The sequence below is a fragment of the Streptomyces sp. NPDC002640 genome, from assembly GCF_053592575.1.
Genome location: NZ_JBSFVZ010000002.1, coordinates 347440 through 364658, shown reverse-complemented (window position 1 = coordinate 364658; position 17219 = coordinate 347440). Strand labels below are relative to the sequence as shown.

Annotated in this window: 19 protein-coding genes and 2 tRNA genes; 12 read left to right on the top strand and 9 right to left on the bottom strand. The window is 71.2% G+C overall.

What is annotated here, in order from left to right:
- Nucleotides 1-171 precede the first annotated feature (171 nt).
- The 7 genes from ACWD3O_RS04295 to ACWD3O_RS04265 form a co-directional block, all read right to left on the bottom strand.
- Nucleotides 172-2292 (bottom strand): ATP-binding protein, encoded by a 2121-nt coding sequence (locus tag ACWD3O_RS04295; protein WP_451414786.1) that lies wholly within the window; start codon nucleotides 2290-2292, stop codon nucleotides 172-174.
- 110 nt (nucleotides 2293-2402) lie between these two features.
- A complete protein-coding gene (locus ACWD3O_RS04290; RefSeq protein ID WP_451414785.1) occupies nucleotides 2403-2720 on the bottom strand; it encodes a hypothetical protein in 318 nt (105 codons plus the stop codon).
- 9 nt (nucleotides 2721-2729) lie between these two features.
- Nucleotides 2730-3059 (bottom strand): RRQRL motif-containing zinc-binding protein, encoded by a 330-nt coding sequence (locus tag ACWD3O_RS04285; protein ID WP_451414839.1) that lies wholly within the window; start codon nucleotides 3057-3059, stop codon nucleotides 2730-2732.
- Nucleotides 3059-3883 (bottom strand): protein spdB, encoded by an 825-nt coding sequence (locus tag ACWD3O_RS04280; RefSeq protein ID WP_451414838.1) that lies wholly within the window; start codon nucleotides 3881-3883, stop codon nucleotides 3059-3061. The genes ACWD3O_RS04285 and ACWD3O_RS04280 overlap by 1 nt, the downstream gene beginning before the upstream one ends.
- Before the next feature lie 47 nt (nucleotides 3884-3930).
- Entirely contained in the window at nucleotides 3931-4380 is a 450-nt protein-coding gene (locus ACWD3O_RS04275; RefSeq protein ID WP_451414784.1) for a Pycsar system effector family protein, read from the bottom strand.
- Nucleotides 4377-4646, bottom strand: a complete 270-nt coding sequence (locus ACWD3O_RS04270; RefSeq protein ID WP_451414783.1) for a DUF6284 family protein — start codon at nucleotides 4644-4646, stop codon at nucleotides 4377-4379. Before ACWD3O_RS04270 ends, ACWD3O_RS04275 begins: the two co-directional genes overlap by 4 nt.
- 164 nt (nucleotides 4647-4810) lie before the next feature.
- Complete coding sequence (locus ACWD3O_RS04265) at nucleotides 4811-5236, bottom strand: NUDIX domain-containing protein (RefSeq protein WP_451414782.1); 426 nt, start codon at nucleotides 5234-5236, stop codon at nucleotides 4811-4813.
- 403 nt (nucleotides 5237-5639) lie between these two features.
- Here ACWD3O_RS04265 and ACWD3O_RS04260 point away from each other — a divergent pair, with 403 nt between their 5' ends.
- The 5 genes from ACWD3O_RS04260 to ACWD3O_RS04240 all read left to right on the top strand — a co-directional run bounded on the left by ACWD3O_RS04260 (nucleotide 5640) and on the right by ACWD3O_RS04240 (nucleotide 10813).
- Nucleotides 5640-6506, top strand: a complete 867-nt coding sequence (locus tag ACWD3O_RS04260) for a winged helix-turn-helix domain-containing protein (protein WP_451414781.1) — start codon at nucleotides 5640-5642, stop codon at nucleotides 6504-6506.
- Nucleotides 6496-7185, top strand: coding sequence for an HAD family hydrolase (locus ACWD3O_RS04255; protein WP_451414780.1), 690 nt, complete (start codon nucleotides 6496-6498; stop codon nucleotides 7183-7185). Before ACWD3O_RS04260 ends, ACWD3O_RS04255 begins: the two co-directional genes overlap by 11 nt.
- A gap of 299 nt (nucleotides 7186-7484) precedes the next feature.
- Complete coding sequence (locus ACWD3O_RS04250; RefSeq protein WP_451414779.1) at nucleotides 7485-8120, top strand: hypothetical protein; 636 nt, start codon at nucleotides 7485-7487, stop codon at nucleotides 8118-8120.
- Nucleotides 8089-9270 (top strand): helix-turn-helix domain-containing protein, encoded by a 1182-nt coding sequence (locus tag ACWD3O_RS04245; protein ID WP_451414778.1) that lies wholly within the window; start codon nucleotides 8089-8091, stop codon nucleotides 9268-9270. Before ACWD3O_RS04250 ends, ACWD3O_RS04245 begins: the two co-directional genes overlap by 32 nt.
- Before the next feature lie 733 nt (nucleotides 9271-10003).
- Nucleotides 10004-10813 carry a leucine-rich repeat domain-containing protein gene (locus ACWD3O_RS04240; RefSeq protein ID WP_451414777.1) on the top strand — a complete coding sequence of 270 codons (810 nt, stop codon included), beginning with the start codon at nucleotides 10004-10006 and terminating at the stop codon, nucleotides 10811-10813.
- Between the two features lie 108 nt (nucleotides 10814-10921).
- On the opposite strand, the gene ACWD3O_RS04235 is transcribed toward ACWD3O_RS04240, so the two are convergent.
- Both ACWD3O_RS04235 and ACWD3O_RS04230 read right to left on the bottom strand, forming a co-directional pair.
- Nucleotides 10922-11581 (bottom strand): SDR family oxidoreductase, encoded by a 660-nt coding sequence (locus ACWD3O_RS04235; protein ID WP_451414776.1) that lies wholly within the window; start codon nucleotides 11579-11581, stop codon nucleotides 10922-10924.
- Between the two features lie 53 nt (nucleotides 11582-11634).
- Complete coding sequence (locus tag ACWD3O_RS04230; RefSeq protein ID WP_451410590.1) at nucleotides 11635-12969, bottom strand: amidohydrolase family protein; 1335 nt, start codon at nucleotides 12967-12969, stop codon at nucleotides 11635-11637.
- Nucleotides 12970-13290: 321 nt separating this feature from the next.
- Between ACWD3O_RS04230 and ACWD3O_RS04225 the strand changes: the two genes are divergently transcribed.
- From ACWD3O_RS04225 to ACWD3O_RS04195, 7 genes are all read left to right on the top strand, one after another.
- Nucleotides 13291-13363, top strand: a tRNA-Thr gene (locus ACWD3O_RS04225).
- Nucleotides 13364-13409: 46 nt separating this feature from the next.
- A tRNA-Met gene (locus ACWD3O_RS04220) sits at nucleotides 13410-13482 on the top strand.
- Nucleotides 13483-13574: 92 nt separating this feature from the next.
- Nucleotides 13575-13739: a 50S ribosomal protein L33 gene (rpmG, locus tag ACWD3O_RS04215; RefSeq protein ID WP_003948671.1), complete on the top strand. Its 165-nt coding sequence runs from the start codon at nucleotides 13575-13577 to the stop codon at nucleotides 13737-13739.
- 121 nt (nucleotides 13740-13860) lie between these two features.
- Entirely contained in the window at nucleotides 13861-14313 is a 453-nt protein-coding gene (locus ACWD3O_RS04210) for an FAS1-like dehydratase domain-containing protein (protein ID WP_451410589.1), read from the top strand.
- 5 nt (nucleotides 14314-14318) lie between these two features.
- A complete protein-coding gene (locus ACWD3O_RS04205) occupies nucleotides 14319-14747 on the top strand; it encodes a MaoC family dehydratase (protein WP_451410588.1) in 429 nt (142 codons plus the stop codon).
- Nucleotides 14748-14860: 113 nt separating this feature from the next.
- A complete protein-coding gene (locus tag ACWD3O_RS04200) occupies nucleotides 14861-15481 on the top strand; it encodes a TetR/AcrR family transcriptional regulator (protein ID WP_451414775.1) in 621 nt (206 codons plus the stop codon).
- A gap of 143 nt (nucleotides 15482-15624) precedes the next feature.
- Nucleotides 15625-17106, top strand: a complete 1482-nt coding sequence (locus tag ACWD3O_RS04195) for a DHA2 family efflux MFS transporter permease subunit (RefSeq protein WP_451414774.1) — start codon at nucleotides 15625-15627, stop codon at nucleotides 17104-17106.
- The last annotated feature ends 113 nt before the right edge of the window (nucleotides 17107-17219 follow it).

Genomic DNA, 17219 nt, shown 5'->3' with positions numbered 1-17219 from the left:
ACCCCCCTGCGGGGGCGCTGTGGAGGGGGTTACAGGGGTCTGACCTGGGGTGCCTCCCTGACTCCCTGATGGATCATCCATGCAGGTCAGGGCCAGGGAGGCGGGTCAGGGAGGGGTTCAGGGAGTTCTCCCTGCCTCCCTGACCGTGGACAGGTTTGGTCCCTGCCGTTTTCAGGCGGAAGCGGAACCCTGCTCGTTGCGGTTGGCGAGGGCGCGGTGGACGCGGTCGCGGCCGACGACCATGCGGCCGTCGGACTTGTAGGGCTCCGCTCCGTGAGCCTCCAGCACCTGCTTCAGGTCGCTGTTCGTCCACCCGTTGTAGGTGCCGGGGTCGAGCGCGGACAGCCGCTTCAGCACGTCCGCGGTGAGCACGCGCGGGGCGTCGCCGAGGACGCCGGCGATGTCGGCGAGCGGGTCGCGGTCCTCGGTGTGGTCGACTGCGGTGAGGGTGGTGACGCCGTCGCGCAGGGCCTTGGCCCGGTCCGCGATGACGGCGGCGTCCTCGTCGCCGATGAAGTGCGTGCGCACGGTGATGGAGGCCTGCCCGGCGGGGATCTCGATCCCGTCGGAGGCGACCACGAGCGTGCCCTTGTCGAGTCCCTGGCGGAGCAGGTGCGGGGCGGCGCCGCCGTTGACGGCCTTGTCGCCCAGCGCCATGCGGGACTGCGACTCCGTCCCGAGCGCGAGGGAGGCACGGGTGTGGGCGCCCTCGCGGACCAGCTTGGGAAGGTTCTGGTCGGTGGGGTCCTGCGTGCCCTGCCACATCAGCACGTCCACCGCCCGCCCCTGATTGTGAATCTTGCGGACCGCCATGAAGTACCGGGACGTGGCCTTGGAACCGCCGTAGGGCACGCCCTTGTCGTCCTTGGACGGGCACATGAACGCCACCTGCGCCTCGTCGACCAGCACGATCAGCGGGCGGAACACGGTCGACGGGTCGAGCCGACGCTCCTCGATCCGTCGGTTCATCTCCTCCACCGCGCCCTCGACCATCTCCGTGGTCTCGATGACGTGCTCGTCGGTCGGGCCCTGAATGAGGATTTCGGCGATGCCGTCGAACATGGCCCAGTCGCCGACCCCCTTCAGGTCCGCCATCCGGAAGTCCACCGTGCGGTCCAGGGCCGCCCACAGGGCCAGGGCGCGCAGGCTCGCGGTCTTGCCCTGGTTGGACAGGCCCGTGACCAGCAGGTGCCGCTGGTACAGGCTCAGGGCGGCGGCGTCGCCGCGCAGGTCCTGGCCCCAGGGGGCCTTGCCCTTCTTGTAGTCGGCCGTCACCGTGGCGTCGGTGGTGAGCGGGGACGGGCCGATCGGCTCGTCCAGCGCGCCGGAGTCGGCGATCCACAGCCGTACGGTGCGGGCGGCCTGCGGGATGGTGATGAACACCTCGTGCTCGTGCCGGGTCAGGTTCTCGGCCAGCTTGCGCCGCCGCTTCTGCACCTCGGTCGTCTCCACACCGGACGGGAGCGTGACGTCGACCTCCACGCCGCATCCGGCGATCCGGATTGGCCCGAGCATGGATGCGCCGGCGTCGCCCATGTCCTTGATGGCGTTTCGCAGGGTGGCGATGCCGAGGTCGCGCAGGGCCTTGACCACGATGGACGGGGTGATCGGCTCCCCCTCAGCGTTGCGGACGTTCGCCGGGAGGGCCCAGGCGGGGGCGGCCTGCTGGTGGCGGCCGACGGACCAGAGGGCGAGCAGGGCGAGGAGCGGGCCGATGGTGAGGGCCGGGCCCCAGACGACCTGGACGATGCGGATGAGCAGGGCGATGAAGTCGATCGTGGCCGACAGGGGGGTGATGACGTCCCCGACCTGGCCGGTGTTGATGGCCATCACGACGCCGAGGGCGACCAGGACGCCGATGCTCATCCCGGTGCCTACGGCGGCGCCCTTGGCGGCCTGGACGGGCGAGTGGAGCAGGTCCATGCGGCGGTGATGGCGGGCGGTGCGGAAGCGCTGCAGCCGCTCCTCCCACTCCTCGGCCGCTTCGAGGTTCCCCGCCGCCTCGGCGGTCCGGATCATCCGCTCGTAGCGGGCGCCGGTGCGGCCGTCCCAGGCGCGGCGGGCGACGATTCGGCCGCCGTTGACGGTGTAGAGGGTGTGCCGGGCCACCGCCCGAGCAGCACCCTTGGTGCGCTCGTGGGTGACGGCGGTCTTCACCGCGAGGCCGGAGCGCGCCCACAGGGGCACGGGCCGGGCCGGCGGGGCGTCGGGGACGACCGTCAGCACGGTCGGCGCGGTGTCCGGGGGCGGGGTGTCGGTGGGCTTGTGGAGGTGGACGACGTTTTCGGACATGCTGGGAGTGCTCCCGTCTGCCCCAGTGGGGCGGGATGGAGGGTGAGCCGGGGTGGCCGGGTCCGTGGAAAGAGCGGCCACCCCGGTGGGGCGCTGTACGAGAGGGCTGGTCACCACCAGCCGGAGGACTTCTTGGCGACCTTGGCGCGGGCGGCCTCCGTGCGCAGCCGCTGCCGCTCGACGTGCAGCGCGGTCAGCTCCGCGTTCAGCCGGGTCTCGGCGGCGCTGCCGACGGTGTCCATCCGCTGCTCGGCGCGGCCGGTGCTGCGGCCCCGGGCGGCGCTGATGCCGCCACCGGCGAGGGCGCGGGCCATCGCGGCGCGCTCGCGGCCGGTCAGCGGCCACCACTCGCCCCGGCGGACCGCGTCCAGCTTCTTCTCCGTCGCCCGGATCTCACGGTCAACGCGGCGCAGGTCGGGATTGCTCATCACGCACTCCTAGAGGGTGGAGGGGTAGGCGCAGGGCACGCAGGTGCCGAGCGACGACGGGATGACGTATCCGGCGTCGCGCCGGCAGCCGGGGCAGATCCGGCGAGCGGCGTTGGCCTTCGCGAGCGCCTCCCACCGACCGGGCGTCATCGGCCGGACCGGCTTGGCGAGGTCGACGCGGTAGAGGTAGGCGACCAGCGGCCCCCGCCGCCGTCGGCGCCGCTCGAGCTGGGCGGCCACCGGCTGGCCACCGGGCCGCAGCCCAGCGGCACGGAGCTGGCGGCGGGTGGCGTAGCCGTCCGGGGCGAGCCGCCACCGGTAGACCGGCAGCGCGCCCATCAGGCGGCCACTCGCTTCCACGCCGCCCGCAGCCGCGTCTCAGCCGCGGAGTGACCCGCCGCGCGGAAGCGCGCCGACATCTCGCGGTAGGACAGGGCCGGGGTCTCGCTGGTGCGGATCGCGTCCACCAGCCGGTCCAACTCCGTGTCGGACAGGGCGGGTGCGGCTTCCAGGGCGAGGGGCTCGGAGGGGCCCCAGACGGGCAGTTCCCAGCGGGGCTGTGACTGGGGTGTGACGCGGGCCGTCACGCAGGTCAGCGCCCGCCCGGTGCCCTCACCGGACCGCGCCTTCTCCAGGGTGGCCCAGGCGTCGGCGAGGGTCGCGGCGGTCTCGGCCTGGACGCGTGCGACGCGCGCCCCGGCCTCCGTCACGGCCGCAAGGCGGGTGGCCTCCGTAGCCGCCTCGGCTCGCAGCGCGGCCCGCGCGACCGCGGCTTCGTCGCGGGCTTCCTGCTGGATGCCCGCGATGTCCTCCAGCGCCTCGGGCGTGAGGGCGGTGCGCTCCCACAGTCCGTGGACCAGCCACAGGCACTTCGCGGCCAGCGGCAGCCACGCCACGGCGAGCCAGGCCGCCATGTCCTCGCGGGGGCCGGTGATCGCGTGGGCGATCAGGACGGCCGTCGCGACCGCGCCGAACGCCCACCCGACCCGCGCCACCGCGGTGGAGTGGTCCCCCTGCGCGGCAAGGCGACGCTCGTAGGCGAGGGTGGCGAGCCATCCGCCGTCCAGCCCGATACCGACGACCGCGGCAACGCCGACGTGCATCGCCGGGCCCAGCCACATCATGACGACCGCGAGGGTCAGCACCATGGACACGGCCGTCATCGCGACCGCCGGACCCACGGTCCGCAGCCTGCGCCAGTCGAGCCCGTTCACGCCGCACCTCCCAGCAGCGCGAGCACGGAGGCCACGGTGAGCAGTGCGTCGCCGGTCATGGTGAGGTCGACGGCGCGGCGCAGGCAGGTGAATTTGGTGACGGCCAGGCGGGACAGGTTGGCGATGTCCGCCGCCATGTCCCGGCGGACGGTGGTGGTGATTTCCTCGGCGGTGAGCGTGGCCCACAGGGGGAAGCCGTGCCGGCCGCACAGGTTCGGGCGGACCGCCCGCAGCAGCAGACCGGCCGCCGCGACCAGCACCGCCATACCGGCGCCGCCGACGACGACCGCGGCCGTCGTCAGGGGCATGTCCTTGGCGAGAGCTCCCGCGCCGGCCAGGACGGCGCCAATGAACGCCAGCAGGAGCGCGGTCTTGGTGTCCGTCCGCGCAATCTCCGCCTTCACCTCGGCGTGCGCCGCCTTCACGAACTCGTCCGGAGTACTCACGCCGCACCTCCCGCCGACGTCGTCGTGGCGGTGCGGTTGGCGAGGTGGGCCCGCTCGGCGAGCAGACGCCGGCAGGCGCGGCGCACCCGGCGGATGTCCAGCTCGGTCGGGACGCGGTCCATCGTGTGGATCAGGGCGTCGGTGAGGTCGATGTCCGCGCGGATCGCGGGCATCTCCTCCTCGATCGCGTCCAGCTCCGCGTCGGTGGGCTCCATGAAGTCGGCGAACGCGGTAACGGCGTCCGCCAGGGTCACGATGGTGCTCATGGGTCGTGTTCTCCCTTGCAGGTGGCAACGGCCCGAACAGCGCCCCCGAAGTTGCCTCTTCGGGGGCGCGCGCCGTTTGAAGAGCTCCCGCCGCGGGCGTGGCGGGAGAGTGCCCCGGGCCAGATTCGATCCGGCAGCGTCACGCCGGGTCCGGGGCTGGAGGATCAGCGGATGCTGGTCACCACGGCCGCGTGGATGATGTAGGCGTGGTCGAAGGCGAGCGGCGGAAGCTGGGTCAGGGGCCACCACCGGGCGTTGAGCGCGTCGTCTCCGGCCTCGATGGGCGTTCCGGAGGCGACGGTGAGCTGGTAGGCGACCGTCACGTACCGGCCGCGCGGGTCGCGGCCCGGCTCGTCGAACGTGCCGACCTGCTCCAACTCCTCCGGCTGCGCGTACACGCCAGCCTCCTCGGCCAACTCGCGGGCGGCGGCGGTTCGGCTCGTCTCGCCCGGGTCGACGTGCCCGCCGGGCAACGCCCACCGGCCCGCGTAGGGCTCGTACTTGCGCTCGATCAGCAGGACGTAGCCGTCAAGGCGGGTGACGACGACATCGGCGGTGAAGCGGATGGTCTCGAAGGTCTCGGTGCTCACAGTTGATCTCCCCAATCGGCGGTTCTAGCGGTGTTGCGGAGCGCCCCGGGCCGGATCCGATCCGGCAGCCTCATGCCAGGTCCGGGGCTGTGGAGCACACGCGGCTTCCCGCCGCGCGATCCGTCTTTTCGACTCGGGGAGACGGGGCCCACCTATTCAGTTCTCAAACAGCGACCGCTCCCCGGCGAGCGCGGTAACCCCAGATCAGGGCTCCCGTCTTTCACGGGACTCGCCGAGCGCTTACAGCCCTCGGAGCTGTGCCCAGGGCACAGCTCACCGGTTCAGCCTGGCTCGCCTGGCTAGCCCGGTTGGCACGAGAACAACGTAGCCAGCCTGGCTAGCCACGTCAATAGATGGATAGCCAAGCTGTCCAAATAGTCAGGTGGGTCGTAGCATCGAGGGCATGACCTTTGAGCTGGAGCCGCTGGACCCTGACGACGATCGCCCGCCGTATGAGCAGGTAGCTCGCAGCCTCGGTGCGGCTATCCGCACCCGAAAGCTCGCTCCCGGAGAGAAGCTGCCGTCACACGCGAAGCTGACGGAGCACTACGGCTTCGCCCGCGCCACGATCCAGCGAGCACTTCGCGACCTGGAGGACGAAGGACTGGTCGTCTCCCGCAAGGGGAGCGGCGTCTTCGTCCGTCACCGGACCGAACGGCCGGCGGGCCTGCGTCCCTACGTCGAGCAGGCGTTCTCAAGTCGGAACGTGACGATCGACTTCGCTGGCTTCTCCAGCGAGACCCTGCACGGGGCCCTTCAGGAACCGCTAGACAAGATCCGTACCGGGCGGCTCACGCCCGCCAGCATCCGGATCCGCATCCTCGTGCCCGACATGGCCGTGCCACAAGCGGCGCCCGTCCGCCGCGAGGACTGCGCCGACGATCCCCGCCTCCGCGCCCGCATGCACCGCATCATGGCTGGCTACACCCGCAGCATCGCCGACTCGATCAGCGAACTGGAGCACCTCGGGCTCATCCAGGAAGGCGACGTCAGCGTGCGCGTGCACAGCGGAACGCAGTTCTTCAAGTTGTACGTCGTCAACAAGGAAGACGCATTCTTCGGGTACTACCCGATCCGGCCGAACAAGGTGGTCGCCGAGGGGGAGGCCATCGACATCTATGACCTGGTGGGCAACGACACCATCCTGTTCCACCACTCCCTGAACGATGGCGACTCGTCCAGTGGCGCCCAGCAAGTGGAGCAGGCTCGCATGTGGTTCAACAGCGTGTGGGAAACCATCGGAAGGGACCGCGACACAGATGGACTCTGACGGCCTGGCCAAGGTGTTCGCCAACTGTGACGCCGTGCTCTTCGACTTCGACGGCCCGATCTGCGATGTCTTCGCAGGGCTGCCCGCCCCCGACGTGGCTCGCGAACTTTCGCGCCTACTCCAGCAACTCGCACCTGAGTTCGCCGAGGCCGCACGGTCGACCGACGACCCGATGGTGGTGCACCAGCTCTCCGCACGGGCTGGAGAGGGCGTCCTAGATGCCGTGGAGGCGGCGCTCACCGCGGCCGAAGTCCGGGCCGTTGCTGTGGCCGGCGCGCCAACCACCGGTGCTGCTGAGGCCCTGCACGCGGCACAGGCGTCCGGGCGGCGGGTGGCGGTCGTGAGCAACAACTCGGCCGAGTGCGTACGCGCCTATCTCGACGCCCGGGGCCTTGCGGAGGCCGTTGGCGCAGTCGTCGGCCGGCCGCCCCTGCGCCCGAACCTCATGAAGCCCTCACCGCATCTTCTGCTCGAAGCAGCGGCACTCCTCAGCACGCCCGCGGAGCGCACCGTGCTCATCGGTGATTCGGTGACCGACGTTCTGGCAGCTCGGGCGGCCATGTCTGGAAGCATCGGATACGCCAACAAGGCAGGCAAGGACGAGTCACTGCGGACGGCTGGTGCGGACGTGGTCGTCCTCACAATGGCCGCTGTGGCCCGCGCCCTCGGTGACGCCTAGACCTACGCCAACGGCTACGCCAACAGCAGCGCACAACTAAGCCCCCGCGAGACCATTGACGCCCGACCCTCGTAGGCAGCAACCCGGCAGGACACCGCCTGAAAAGCGGGCGGTCGCGGTTCGGTCCAGGCCAGTCACTGCCGTGAACAGGTCGCGAGCCCTTCTGCCGACGCAGTCCTAACTGCTGCTGGTGGGAGGGCTCGTTCGCTGCCGACGGACTGTCAGGATCTGCACCCTGCGGCGGTGTTACCGAGGCCAGCACCTACAACCTTAACTTTCCCCGTGATATTTTCACGTCTGTGATTAAGGATGAGGTCGCCCGCATCCGTGATGCCGCGGCGCAACTCTGTGAACCCCTGCACGACGCCTTTGCCTGGGCTGTCCAGCGGCAGCGCAGGCAACTCCCCGAGATGAATGGCCACTCCTACGGGTGGATCCGCACGCACATGACCCGTGCCCTCGTCCATTCCCGACTCGCCTCGGCGGCCGACAGCCTTGGTGAGTGGCGGCTCAGCGGAAACCACCGCCGTAACGGAGAGCTGTGGCTCACGAACGATGAGTACCGCACCCGCCTGCTGCACGGCTTCCGGGATGATCACGTTCCAGCTCCAGGGCCCAACCAGCAGCGCCGGGCCTTCTACCAGAATCAGCCGCTGACGAAGTTCGGCCAGATGACCCTGCTCGGGCCGAAGGACAACGACCTGCTTATCCTCTGGCGTATCGATGCTGAGGGCGCGCCGCTGTTCCGGGTGGTCCGGACGATTGGTGCGTGGCGGTTCGGCAAGGAGCAGCTAGTCGACCTCGACTTCCCGCTCCTCACCAGCGCGTCCGACCTGCGCGACCTTCACTTCGAGCCGCAAGATGAAGGTCTGGAACTGGAACTTCCGAACGAGGAGACGAACGATGCCGACGGCACTGGAGGCTTCTCCCGGTGAGCGGCTGCGGACCCTTCGTGACCTTCTTGGACTCACTGGCGCCGACCTACATCGACTGACCAAAATCAGTCAGAGTTGGATCTCGCAAGTAGAGACCGGCGTCCGCGAGCCGGCAGAGGACCGCCTACGCGTCATCGCCGATGCCACTGACACGCCGATGAGCTTCTTCTATGCGAGGCCGTCCTCTGTGCCACTGGACTCCCTGCGCTTCCGCAAGATGGCCACAGCTAGCAGAACAGTCACCCGCCGGATTAGTACCTTCTACGGCGAAGGCTTCCGCGTAACCGAAGAGATCACTGGCCGGGCTCAGTACCCGGCGCCACCTCTCCCGTGCGCCAGTGAGGCGGCGCTTAGCGATGACGACATTGAGGAGCTAGCAGCACAGACTCGGGTTGCCCTGCGCCTTGCCGCAGACAAGCCAATCCCGCACCTGACTCGTGCCCTGGAGCGGGCGGGCATCGCCGTCGCCCCCATCGTGCTGCCTGATCCAACGGGTGACTCCGTCAGCCCGACAAACAAGCACTTCGGCGTGTCGTACTGGGCGGGCATCGGAGAAACGGCGCTGATCGCATACTTCCCTGGACCACAGGGAGACCGCGACCGGTTCACCCTTGCCCATGAGCTTGGTCACTTGGTGCTTCATACCTTCAGGCCCCAGGCGGCGGACCCCGAAGGAGAGGCGAACCGCTTCGCCGGCGCATTTCTGGTGCCGTACGAGCGGGCACAAGAAGAGCTGACGGACCGCCTGACGCTGGAGGGTTTTGCCCGCCGCAAGCAGGCATGGGGCGTGTCCATCCAAGCCCTCATCCTCCGGGGTGCCGCTGTGGGCAACATCGGTGAGAGCCGTAAACGATCGCTCTATGTGCAGCTCACTCAGCGAGGCTGGCGCAAGGCAGAGCCTGTAACAGTCGGCCAAGAAGACCCCCTGCTCCTGTGGAGTCTGCTGCAACGCCAGTATGGGGACAAACCGTATCTACCCGCCTCGGACGCGCTTGCGATCCAACCCACGGTCTTGCGGTCCATCGCTCCACAGCCAGCCAGCAAGAGGCCCGTAAGCCATGCATCGAAGCCTCGCCCCGACGGAAAAATCCTGGACTTCGCCCCCCGCCCCACACAGTCGCCGCCAACTCTTCGAAGGGCAGCGCACTAGTCTCGCTCCGGCCAGCCTCTGGCCAAGCCGTTGGCTTCTTCGTGTCGTGCGGTGCTGAGGTTGCAGATCAGAGCGTACGAGCTGTCGCCCGGTGGGCGGTCTTTGAAACCGTCGTGGAGGCGATGTGGAGCGGTGCCTCTTCCCCAGGTGTCCCCCAGCAGCGGAGGCCAGAGGAAGATTCGCAGATCAGGGCTACCTGGGGGAGCCCGCTGTAAATCTGCCGGCTCAGCCTTCCCAGGTTCGAATCCTGGCGCCGCCACCAGACAAACGGAGCCCCCTCCGACCAGCCATCACGGCAGGTCGGAGGGGGTTTCGCTGTGCCGCGAGGGTGTTCGCGGGGCGGCCTTCCATCGCGGCCGGGAGTGGAGTAGTTGCTCCGCCGGAATTCCCGGCCCGCGGTCTGTGCACGTGTTCACCTGCCGTTCGAGCAGACCGCGACCGCGGCTGTGGCGGGCGTCAGGGGGAACGGGTCGTGGGCTCAGGGGCCGGCGCCATCGTTCTGGTGGCGTTCTTCTACGCGCTCCTCGCGGCGCCGTTCCGCGCCCTCGTCGGCACGAGCACGAACAGCAACGCGCGACGCCGCACGAGATCACCTCCGGATCGGCACGGCACGGCACGGCACGGCACGACTCAGGGAACCAGGAAACCGACCAGGAGGGTGAGCGGCAGGAACACCAGGGGAACCGCCATCAACCAGCCCATCCGCCGTGACGTTCCCCCTTACGGTGACCGGATGGGCGAGGAGACGAGACCACGGGTGTTCCCGAACCGCTGGGCCGACGCGGTCGGACCGGCGGGCGACGGCCCCTCCCAGGACCGGTGCGACTGCATCGCGCCCGTCAGGAGCGCCGGCCGGCGACCGACCCGCTTCCACACCGAACGCCAGGACACCACCGCCCCGGGCTGGTTGCGCCTCCTGGAACTCGTGGAGGAGGCGGCGGCCGACGGGCGCGAGGAGTTCAAGCCGCTGGTGGAACTCTCCGCCGAGGAGCGGCGTCAGGTCGTCACCCTGCCGCCGACCATCGCCCGGCTGACCGCGGTGAAGAGCCTGGTTCTGTACCGCAGCAACCTGGTGCGGATCCCGCCGGAGATCGGCGCGATGACGAGCCTGGAGAGCTTCAGCCCGTACACGTCCTACCGCCTCCACTGGTTCCCGTACGAGATCACCCGGTGCCGCGCTTTGCGGTACAGCACCGTCAGCACCCGTGCGCTGTACGGGAGTTACAAAATCCGGCCGCACTTCCCGGCCCTCGCCGGCGCCGCGCCCGAGGGTGCCGGCCTCGGGGACCTCGACCCCGGTGTGCGGGGTGCCACGGCGATCCGTTCCTGCAGCGTCTGCGACGGGCCGGTCACGGCCGGAACGCTGCGCCAGGTCTGGCTCTCGCTGTGGACGTCCGGCGCCGACGTCCTGCCCCTGCTGGTCAACGCCTGCTCCGCGGCCTGCGTCGACGCGCTCCCGGCACCGGCCAAGGGGTACGTGGAGGCCCCGCACACCGGCGGACCCGGTGTCGTCCAGCCCCCCGCGGGCCGCATGCCCCGCTGAGCGCGAACGGCGCCACGGACCCGGCGGCACGGACCTCGGCGCCACGGACCGGCGCCACGGATGCGTGGCCAGGACCCCGGCGGGGGCAAGGACCTCCGCGCCTACCGCCTACTCCCCGGAGACCATCTTCACCGCGTCGGAGACCGGCGTGGAGCCGCTGATGAGCTCCAGCGTCAGCCCCACCGTGCCCGGGAAATCCAGGAGTTCGGCGAGGACGGCTGCCACGTCGTCCCGCGGCACCGGGCCCCGGCCGGTCGAGGCGCGGAGCAGCACGCGGCCCGTGCCGGCGTCGTCGGTGAGCATGCCGGGGCGCAGGATCGTCCAGTCGAGGGCGTCGCCGAGGGAGCGGACATGGGCGTCGGCCTCGCCCTTGGCGCGCAGGTAGACGTCGAAGATCTCGTCGCCCTGGTGGTTGGGGTCGGCGGCCATCGAGGAGACGACCAGGTAGCGGCGGACACCCGCCCGGACGCAGGCGTCGGCCATCAGGACCGCCGCGCCCTTGTCGACGGTCGCCTTGCGGTCCGCCCCGCTGCCCGGGCCCGCGCCCGCCGCGAAGACGGCGGCGTCCGCGCCGCGCAGCAGCTCGGTGACCTCCTCGACCGCGGCGGACTCCAGGTCGAGGACCAAGGGTTCCGCGCCGGCCTCACGGAGGTCGTTGGACTGGTCGGGATTGCGGATGATGCCCGCCACCTCCTCGCCCCTCGCGGCGAGCAGACGCGACAGTCGCAGGGCGATTTGGCCGTGGCCTCCGGCGATGACGATACGCATGCTTCGACCGTAACGCGGTGGGCCGGACGATGCCCCGCGACGCGTCAGGGACCTCAGGGATGCCGTGCCTGGCGCGGCAGTTCCAACGCCGTGGCCGCGCTGCCGAGGTCGCAGTACTCGCGGACCGCGCTGGTCCGGGACACCACCCGGCCGGCGTGGATCACGATCCGGCTGTACGCCAGCGACAGGGCCCCGGCGAGGCGGTCGCCGCGCACCGCGATCAGGTCCGCCGGGAAGCCGGCCTCCACCCGCACCGGCGGCAGCCCCAGAACCGAACGGGCGGCCGCGCCCACCGTGTCGTAGGCGTCCTCGACCGGCAGCGCGTCCTGCGAGGCCAGCAGGTACGCGGCCTCCAGCGGATCGCCGCGGCCGACCGGGTTGCACAGGTCACGCAGGGTGCCGCTGCCCGCCGCGACCCGCACGCCCGCGGCGCGCAGCAGCCGCACCGGGGCGGCACCACGCCGGTCCGCGCCCGCGCAGCCGCCCTGGGGCAGGCAGACGACGCCGACCCCGGCCGCCGCGAGCTGGTCGGCGCAGCGGGAGGCCACGTCGGTGGGGAGCAGGCCCAGCCCGCCCAGCGGGCCGACCGTCACCCCGCCCCGCAGGCCCCCCGCCATGGCGGCCAGGCGGCACAGCCGGGCCGGGTCCGTGCCGTCGGTGTGCAGGTCGACGGCGCAGCCGTGCGCGGCGGCGAGTTCCAGGACCGCCTCCACGTAGCCGGTGGGGTCCGGGTCGGTGTCCGGGCAGCCGCCGACCACGGTGGCGCCCATGCCGACGGCGTCCCTCAGCAGGGCCAGTCCGTCCGCCCCGGCGGCGCCGGTGAGCAGCCGCGGCATCGCCACCGGGGCGAGGTCGACCAGCTCGCGCACCACGCCGCGGACCCGCAGCACGGCCTCCAGGGCGCCGAGGCCCTGGACGTCGCCGACGCGGACGTGCGAGCGGATGGCGGTGGCGCCGTGGCCGAGCTGGGCGAGGACGGCCTCGGTGGCGCGCCGCTGGACGTCCTGGGGGTCGGCCGGGACCGGGCCGTCCGACTCCGCGGTGAGCGCGGTGTCGGCGTGCGCGTGCGGTTCGACCGGGGCGGGGAGGAGCAGGTAGCCCTCCAGGTTCACCCGGGCCGGCGCTGGGACCGGCGCGGGCGCGGGTGCCGGGACGGCCTCCGCGGGGGCGGGGACCAGCGGGCCGGGGACGGTGCCTGCGACGGGGTCGCCGGCCAGGCTGCCCGCCGTGCCAACGGCCTCGATCCGCCCGCCGCCGAGCCGGACGTCCACCGTGCGGCCGTCGGTCAGGCGCGCGCCGCACAGCAGGAGGGCCGCGGGTTCGACGGGGCCGGGCGTGGAGGAGGGCGACGGGTTGGGCTGCTGGGGCGGCGGCTGGCTGTCGGACATCGCGTTCCTGAGGGTCCGGATCCGGGTGCTGCTGCGGGACGGCGCCGAGGGCGACCGGGAAGGAGAGGGGTGATCGAAAGATCAGGTGGTGTGGACCGAGCCTAGGGCGGCGACCCGCGCGCGCCGGGGAGGAGCGCAATAGTCGTACCGGCGTGGTGCCGCCGGCGCGGGAGCCGGGACGGAGGCGGGGGCCGGGGCGGAGGCGGGGGTCCGGAGGGGCCGCCGGGGCGGGGCGGGGGCCGGTTCGGGACATCCCGGCGCAGGACACCGGGAAACGGATTTGGGGGATCGGCGGACGACCGTGTAATGTCTTCCTCGCTCGCCCCAATAGCTCAGTCGGTAGAGCGTCTCCATGGTAAGGAGAAGGTCTACGGTTCGATTCCGTATTGGGGCTCAGGTGAGAGAGGTTCCCGCCGCAAGGCGGGAACCGATCGATCCGCAGCGGTGTAGCTCAGTCGGTAGAGCAAGCGGCTCATAATCGCTGTGTCACCGGTTCAAGTCCGGTCACCGCTACTCTTAGTAGCCGATTGCGGGGTCGGTCCTTCGGTCGGCTACTATTTTTCTGTCTGCATATTGTCCCATCCGTTCGTCAAGGAGCACTTCACGTGGCTGCCACCGACGTCCGCCCGAAGATCACGCTGGCCTGCGTGGAGTGCAAGGAGCGGAACTACATCACCAAGAAGAACCGGCGTAACAACCCGGACCGACTGGAGATGAAGAAGCACTGCCCGCGTTGCAACGCGCACACCGCGCACCGTGAGACGCGATAAATCAGGCTCGTACGTGAGGCCGTCCCCGCGAGGGGGCGGCCTTTCGTCGTTCCGTGGCGTCGCGCGTCCGGCGTCGTTCTAGGGTTACGGCAGCAAGCACAGGCAGCAGGAGGTGGCGCCCATGGCGCTGGACCAGTCGTTCGTCGGGCGGAGCTACCCGCCCACCGACCCGTACGAGGTCGGCCGGGAGAAGATCCGGGAGTTCGCCGCCGCCATCGGCGACACGACCCCCGCGTACACGGATCCGGAGGCCGCCAAGGCTCTCGGGCACCCGGACGTGATCGCGCCGCCGACCTTCGTCTTCGCCGTCTCCTTCAAGGCCGCGAGCCGGGTGATCCACGACCCGGAACTGGGCCTCGACTACAGCCGCGTGGTGCACGGCGACCAGAAGTTCGCCTACCGGCGCCCGGTCCGCGCCGGCGACCGGCTCACCGTCACCACCACCATCGACGCGATCAAGTCGCTGGCGGGCAACGACATCCTGGACATCCGCGGCGACGTGTACGACGAGACCGGCGAGCTCGTGGTGACCGCCTGGACCAAGCTGGTGGCGCGCGCCGCCGAGGAGGGATGACGAGCATGACGGCGAAGGTCACGTACGCCGACGTGGAGGTCGGCACCGAGCTGCCCGCGCAGGTCTTCCGGCTCACCCGCGCCACCCTGGTCGAGTACGCCGGCGCGTCCGGCGACTTCAACCCGATCCACTGGAACGAGAAGTTCGCCAAGGAGGTCGGGCTGCCGGACGTCATCGCGCACGGCATGCTCACCATGGCCGAGGCGGCCCGCGTGGTCACCGACTGGGCCGGCGACCCGGGCGCGGTCGTCGAGTACGGCGTCCGCTTCACCAAGCCGGTCGTGGTCCCCAACGACGACGAGGGCGCCACGGTCGAGGTCAGCGGCAAGGTCGCCGCCAAGCTGGACGACAACCGGGTCCGTGTGGACCTGACCGCCACGCACGGCGGGCAGAAGGTCCTCGGCATGTCGCGTGCCGTGGTGCGGCTGGCCTGAGAGTCGGCCCGGACCGTGGACGGGGCCTCCCTCCCCGGGAGGCCCCGTCCGCCATTTTCCGGGACCCTTTCCCGGGGGTTGCGTAGTTAGTGAGTGCGTACTAACTTTGCGGCATGGTTCGGATGAGCGCCGACGAGCGGCGCGAGGCGGTGATCCGCGCGGCGATGAGCGAGTTCGCCCGCGGCGGCTACGCGGGCACGTCGACGGAGTCGATCGCCCGTCGGGTCGGCGTCTCGCAGCCGTACCTCTTCCGCCTCTTCCAGGGCAAGAAGGGGCTCTTCCTCGCCGCGATCGAGCGGTGCATGGAGGAGTTGCAGGTCACCTTCGAGGAGGCGTCCAAGGGTGTGCACGGGGCGGACGCCCTGGTCGCCATGGCGGGCGCCTACACCGGTCTGATCGCCGACCGTCCGGAACTGCTCCGGCTGCAGATGCAGATGTTCGTCACCGTGTCCGCCGCCGAGGAGGCCGGTGACCACGAGTTCGGGGAGTCGGTCCGGGCCGGCTGGATGCGGCTCTGGGACACCGTCCACCTGCCGCTGGGGTCGGACGTCGACGAGACCACGCGGTTCATGGCCGCGGGGATGCTCATCAACTCCCTGGTGACCATGGGCTTCCCGGCCGGGCACCGGGTCTGGGCGGGGCTCGGCGCCCCGTGCGACGCGGAAGCCGGGCCGGAGGAACCCGAGGGGCCCGAGGGGTCGGAGGGGTCGGAGGGGTCGGCGTCGGGGGAGTAGCCGGATCCGCGGCCGTGCCGGTCGTGGGGGCGGACCTTTCTCATGGGCGTAAAAGTTAGTGATCAATCACTAGGCAGTACCCGCAGGACCAGCAGATCCGCGGAACGCGCGGAACAGGCACGTGCACACTCTCAGGGGGAGAGATGTCACCACGCACCACCACCGGTCACCGCCAGGGCTCCACGGCCTGGACGCTCGCCCTCACCGGGATCGCGGGCTTCATGGCGAGCCTGGACAACCTGGTCGTCACCACCGCCCTGCCCCGGATCCGCGAGGACCTCGGCGGCGCGCTGCACGACCTCGAATGGACCGTCAGCGCCTACACGCTCACCTTCGCCGCGCTCATGATGCTCGGCGCGGCCCTCGGCGACCGGTTCGGCCGCCGCAGGATGTTCCTGGTCGGGCTGGCCGTCTTCATGGCGGCCTCCGCGGGCGCGGCCCTCGCGCCCGGCATCGACGCCCTGCTCGTCGCGCGCGCCGCGCAGGGCGTCGGCGCGGCCGTCATGATGCCGCTGACCCTCACCCTGCTGACCGCCGCCGTGCCGGAGGAACGGCGGGGCGCCGCCCTCGGGATCTGGGGCGCGGTCAACGGGCTCGCGGTGGCCGGCGGTCCGCTCATCGGCGGCGCCCTCACCGAGAACATCTCCTGGCAGTGGATCTTCTGGCTGAACGTCCCCACGGGCCTGCTCCTGCTGCCGCTGGCCCGTCTGCGGCTCGCCGAGTCGCGCGGCGCCGAGGTGCCGCTCGACCTGACCGGCACCCTGCTGGCCGGCTCGGGGCTGTTCGGACTCGTGTACGGACTGGTCCGCGGTCCCGCCGACGGCTGGACGGACCCGGTGGTGCTGCTCAGCCTGGTCGCCGGTGTGGGGTTGCTCATCGGCTTCGTCGCGTACGAGTCCCGGACCGCGCACCCGATGCTGCCGATGCGGCTCTTCCGGTCCCGGGCCTTCAGCGCGATCAACGCGGCGAGTCTGCTGATGTTCGTCGGGATGTTCGGGTCGATCTTCCTGCTGAGCCAGTTCCTGCAGTCCGTGCTGCGCCACTCGCCCACCGAGGCCGGGCTGCGGATGCTGCCGTGGACCGCCATGCCGCTGGTGGTCGCACCGCTGGCGGGAGTGCTCTCCGACCGGATCGGCGGACGTCCGGTGGTGGTCGCGGGCCTGTTCCTGCAGGCGGCCGGCCTGGGCTGGTTCGCCGTCGTCACGTCGACGGACGTGAGCTACGCGGCGCAACTGCCCGCGCTGATCGTCAGCGGCATCGGCATGGGCCTCTACTTTGCCCCGGCCGCGGGCCTGGTCATGTCCTCCGTCCTCCCGCACCGGCGGGGCATCGCCTCCGGGGCGAACAACGCGCTCCGCGAGGTCGGGGGCGCCCTGGGCGTCGCGGTGATGTCCTCCGTCTTCTCCGCGGCCGGGGGCCTCGGTTCGGGGGCGGACTTCGTCGCGGGACTGAGGCCCGCGCTGGCGGTCGGCGCCGTGACGGTGGCGCTCGCGGGCGCGGCCGCGCTGGCGCTGCCCGTCTCCCCGGCGAAGGCCCCGGCTCCCGCCGAGCCCGGCCCGCGACCGGCACGGAAGGCGGAGGCCGTCGCCTCCGCGTCCCCCGGTCACCTGCCCGACAGCGGCTGACCCACGAGCCCGCCCTACGGCTGACCCACGGGCCCTGGCCGGCCGGCCGCCCCACCGGACCGGTGCTGAGCCTCCCGCAGGCCCGTCCCGCCGGACCATGCGCCGACCGCCCC

Bases quoted from the DNA above. Each gene is read 5' to 3' on its own strand.
- ACWD3O_RS04295 (WP_451414786.1), bottom strand. From the start codon at position 2,292: ATGTCCGAAAACGTCGTCCACCTCCACAAGCCCACCGACACCCCGCCC.
- ACWD3O_RS04290 (WP_451414785.1), bottom strand. From the start codon at position 2,720: ATGAGCAATCCCGACCTGCGCCGCGTTGACCGTGAGATCCGGGCGACG.
- ACWD3O_RS04285 (WP_451414839.1), bottom strand. From the start codon at position 3,059: ATGGGCGCGCTGCCGGTCTACCGGTGGCGGCTCGCCCCGGACGGCTAC.
- ACWD3O_RS04280 (WP_451414838.1), bottom strand. From the start codon at position 3,883: ATGACGGCCGTGTCCATGGTGCTGACCCTCGCGGTCGTCATGATGTGG.
- ACWD3O_RS04270 (WP_451414783.1), bottom strand. From the start codon at position 4,646: ATGAGCACCATCGTGACCCTGGCGGACGCCGTTACCGCGTTCGCCGAC.
- ACWD3O_RS04260 (WP_451414781.1), top strand. From the start codon at position 5,640: ATGACCTTTGAGCTGGAGCCGCTGGACCCTGACGACGATCGCCCGCCG.
- ACWD3O_RS04255 (WP_451414780.1), top strand. From the start codon at position 6,496: ATGGACTCTGACGGCCTGGCCAAGGTGTTCGCCAACTGTGACGCCGTG.
- ACWD3O_RS04245 (WP_451414778.1), top strand. From the start codon at position 8,089: ATGCCGACGGCACTGGAGGCTTCTCCCGGTGAGCGGCTGCGGACCCTT.
- ACWD3O_RS04240 (WP_451414777.1), top strand. From the start codon at position 10,004: ATGGGCGAGGAGACGAGACCACGGGTGTTCCCGAACCGCTGGGCCGAC.
- ACWD3O_RS04235 (WP_451414776.1), bottom strand. From the start codon at position 11,581: ATGCGTATCGTCATCGCCGGAGGCCACGGCCAAATCGCCCTGCGACTG.
- ACWD3O_RS04230 (WP_451410590.1), bottom strand. From the start codon at position 12,969: ATGTCCGACAGCCAGCCGCCGCCCCAGCAGCCCAACCCGTCGCCCTCC.
- ACWD3O_RS04210 (WP_451410589.1), top strand. From the start codon at position 13,861: ATGGCGCTGGACCAGTCGTTCGTCGGGCGGAGCTACCCGCCCACCGAC.
- ACWD3O_RS04205 (WP_451410588.1), top strand. From the start codon at position 14,319: ATGACGGCGAAGGTCACGTACGCCGACGTGGAGGTCGGCACCGAGCTG.
- ACWD3O_RS04200 (WP_451414775.1), top strand. From the start codon at position 14,861: ATGGTTCGGATGAGCGCCGACGAGCGGCGCGAGGCGGTGATCCGCGCG.
- ACWD3O_RS04195 (WP_451414774.1), top strand. From the start codon at position 15,625: ATGTCACCACGCACCACCACCGGTCACCGCCAGGGCTCCACGGCCTGG.